2 protein-coding genes and 1 pseudogene are annotated in these 2,484 nt (G+C 75.2%); all 3 read right to left on the reverse strand.

Annotation, left to right across the window (positions count from 1 at the left end; all coding sequences use genetic code 11):
- Positions 1–259: pseudogene (locus tag ACIWVC_RS34145) on the reverse strand (DUF47 domain-containing protein); the annotation flags it as partial.
- Complete coding sequence (locus ACIWVC_RS34150) at positions 256–1,236, reverse strand: inorganic phosphate transporter (RefSeq protein WP_396453130.1); 981 nt, start codon at positions 1,234–1,236, stop codon at positions 256–258. The gene ACIWVC_RS34150 and the pseudogene ACIWVC_RS34145, both read right to left, overlap by 4 nt.
- Positions 1,233–2,228 (reverse strand): Gfo/Idh/MocA family oxidoreductase, encoded by a 996-nt coding sequence (locus ACIWVC_RS34155; RefSeq protein ID WP_396453131.1) that lies wholly within the window; start codon positions 2,226–2,228, stop codon positions 1,233–1,235. Before ACIWVC_RS34155 ends, ACIWVC_RS34150 begins: the two co-directional genes overlap by 4 nt.
- Positions 2,229–2,484: the final 256 nt, after the last annotated feature.

Genomic DNA, 2,484 nt, shown 5'->3' on the forward strand with positions numbered 1-2,484 from the left:
TGGGGGTGGCGAGGACGCCGCGCAGCATCGCGGCGAGCGCGGCCCGCTCGGCGTCGCCGGCGTGCTCGATCTCCGCCATCCGGGCGCGGGCGTCCGCGGACGGGACCCGCCCGGCGGCGAGCTCCCGGGCCAGCTCGGCGCCGTCGCGGGCGGCGCGGACCTGCCGGGCGACCTGCCCGATGACCCGGTCGCCGGAGCGGCCGCGCAGGTCGTCCCAGACGAGCCGCAGCCGGCGGGCGGGCCGGACGGCGGCGTTCACAGGGCCCTCACCGCCAGGCCGCAGGCGGCGCCGGCGGCGAACGCGAGCGGGAGGGTGAACAGCCAGGCCGCGCCGATGCCGAGGACGTTCTGCCAGCGCACCCGCGCGGCGCCCTCGCTGGCGGCGACGCCGACGACCCCGGCGGTGACCGACTGCGTCATGCTGACCGGCGCGCCCGCGATGGAGCTGGCCGCGACGGAGGCGGCCGCCGCCGCCTCGGTGGAGACGACGTGCAGCGGGCGGGCGAGCACGAGCCCGCGGCCGAGCCGCTCCCCCACCCGGTGGACGGCGCTGAGCGCGCCGGCGCAGAACACGACCGCGATCGCGATGAGCACCACGGGGGTCGGCTGGACGGGCCCGATCGCGCCGAGCCGCCGGGTGGAGACGACCTGCCGCGCGACGCTGACGACCGCGAGCATCTTCTGCCCGTCGTTGGCGGCGTAGGCGGCGCACTGGGCGCTGTAGGCGAGGACGTGGGCGGTGCGCACGGCGCCGGCCATCCCGGTGAAGGACGGGATCCGCCGGGAGGCGAGCCCGAGCCCGTAGCCGACGGACGTCCCGACGAGCGGTGCCGCCGCGCCGATGAGCAGGACGAGGGCGAGCCCGCGCCAGGAGACGTCCAGGCCCATGCCGAGCCCGGCGCCGCCGATGCCGCCGACGATCGCCAGGGTCAGGCTGGTCGGCAGCCCGCGCCGCGACAGCGCGGCGACGACGGCGAGCGCGACGGTCACGCCGAGCAGGAAGGCGAGCGCGCCGCGCCGGTCGCCGAGGTCGGTGAGCCCCTCGGTGAACGTCCGCGCGACCGCGACCGTCCACTGCGGGACGAGCACCAGCGGCACCAGCACGAGCGCCATCAGCAGCGGCCCCGACGAGCGGGGGTAGCGGCCGCTCAGCCCGAGCAGGGCCGCGCCGTCGTTGACCCCGGTGACCCAGACGAAGGCCAGCGCCACCGCGGCGAACGCCATCGCCCAGATCATCGCAGCTCCGCCAGCGCGACCCGGCGGCCCTCGTGCAGCGACAGCGTGGCGGCCTCGGCGATGAGGAACGCCTCCAGCGCCTCGTCCACGGTGCACGGGCTGGGCGCGTTGCCCTTGGCCATTTCTAGGAACGTTCCAATCTCGCTCGCGTAGGCGGGTTCGAAGCGTTCCCAGAAGTCCGCCCACGCGTCGCCGGACGGCCAGTCGACGCCGGGTTCGGCGGACCGGAGCGCGGCGCGCTCGTCCAGCCCGACCACCCAGGTGCCCGCGGTGCCGGACAGTTCCATGCGCACGTCGTAGCCGGCGCCGTTGTACCGGGAGCCCTGCAGCGTGGCGATCGTCCCGTCGTCCATGACGAGGACGGCGGCGCTGGTGTCCACGTCGCCGGCCACCGCGAAGTAGGCGTCGCCGCGGTTGGCGCCGACGGCGGTCACCGACTCGACCTCGCGGCCGGTGACCCAGCGCAGGATGTCGAAGTCGTGGATGTGGCAGTCGCGGAACATTCCGCCGGACGTGCGGACGTACTCGGCGGGCGGCGGACCCGGGTCCGCGGTGACGAGGTGGACGCGGTGCAGGGCGCCGAGGCGCCCGTCCTGCACGGCCCGCCGCGCGGCCGCGTAGCCCGCGTCGAACCGGCGCTGGAAGCCGATGTGCACGGGCACGCCGGTCTTGGCGGCGCGGTCGCGGATCTCCAGCGTGGTGCGCAGGTCCGGCGCGACGGGCTTCTCGCAGAACGCGGGGACGCCGGCGTCACAGGCGCGGGCGAGTAAATCGGCGTGCGTGGAGGTCGGGGTGGCGATGACGACCGCGTCGAGCCCGGCGCCGAGCACGGTGTCCGGGGTGTCGGCGCGGGCGCCGAGCGGGCCGGCGAGCGCCTCCGCGCGCCGCGGGTCGGCGTCGCCGATCAGCAGGTCGCCCACCAGGGGGTGCCCGCCCAGGAACCGGGCGTGCCATGCCCCGATCCGTCCCGCGCCCAACAGTCCGACCCGCATTGTGTGCCTCCAATGGCGCTGTCCGATCGCGATGGCGAGTTCACCTGTCGTTCACCTCACGGCCCGGTGGCCGACACCGGCCGTTCGCTTCCTCGTCATCTCCGCGGCTTGGAGCATTTGTAGCCCCACCCGGAACGTCAGTCAATACTTTGTTATTACATCTGGACGTTCTGACGTGAAGTCATAGCAACCTGACTGCCCACCGGGCACGGGATGCCACGGAGGGTGACGGGAACGGCGGTTCAGCCGGGCAGGA

The organism is Actinomadura sp., from assembly GCF_044508335.1.
Classification (GTDB): Bacteria; Actinomycetota; Actinomycetes; order Streptosporangiales; family Streptosporangiaceae; genus Spirillospora.

Bases quoted from the DNA above. Each gene is read 5' to 3' on its own strand.
- ACIWVC_RS34150 (WP_396453130.1), bottom strand. From the start codon at position 1,236: ATGATCTGGGCGATGGCGTTCGCCGCGGTGGCGCTGGCCTTCGTCTGG.
- ACIWVC_RS34155 (WP_396453131.1), bottom strand. From the start codon at position 2,228: ATGCGGGTCGGACTGTTGGGCGCGGGACGGATCGGGGCATGGCACGCC.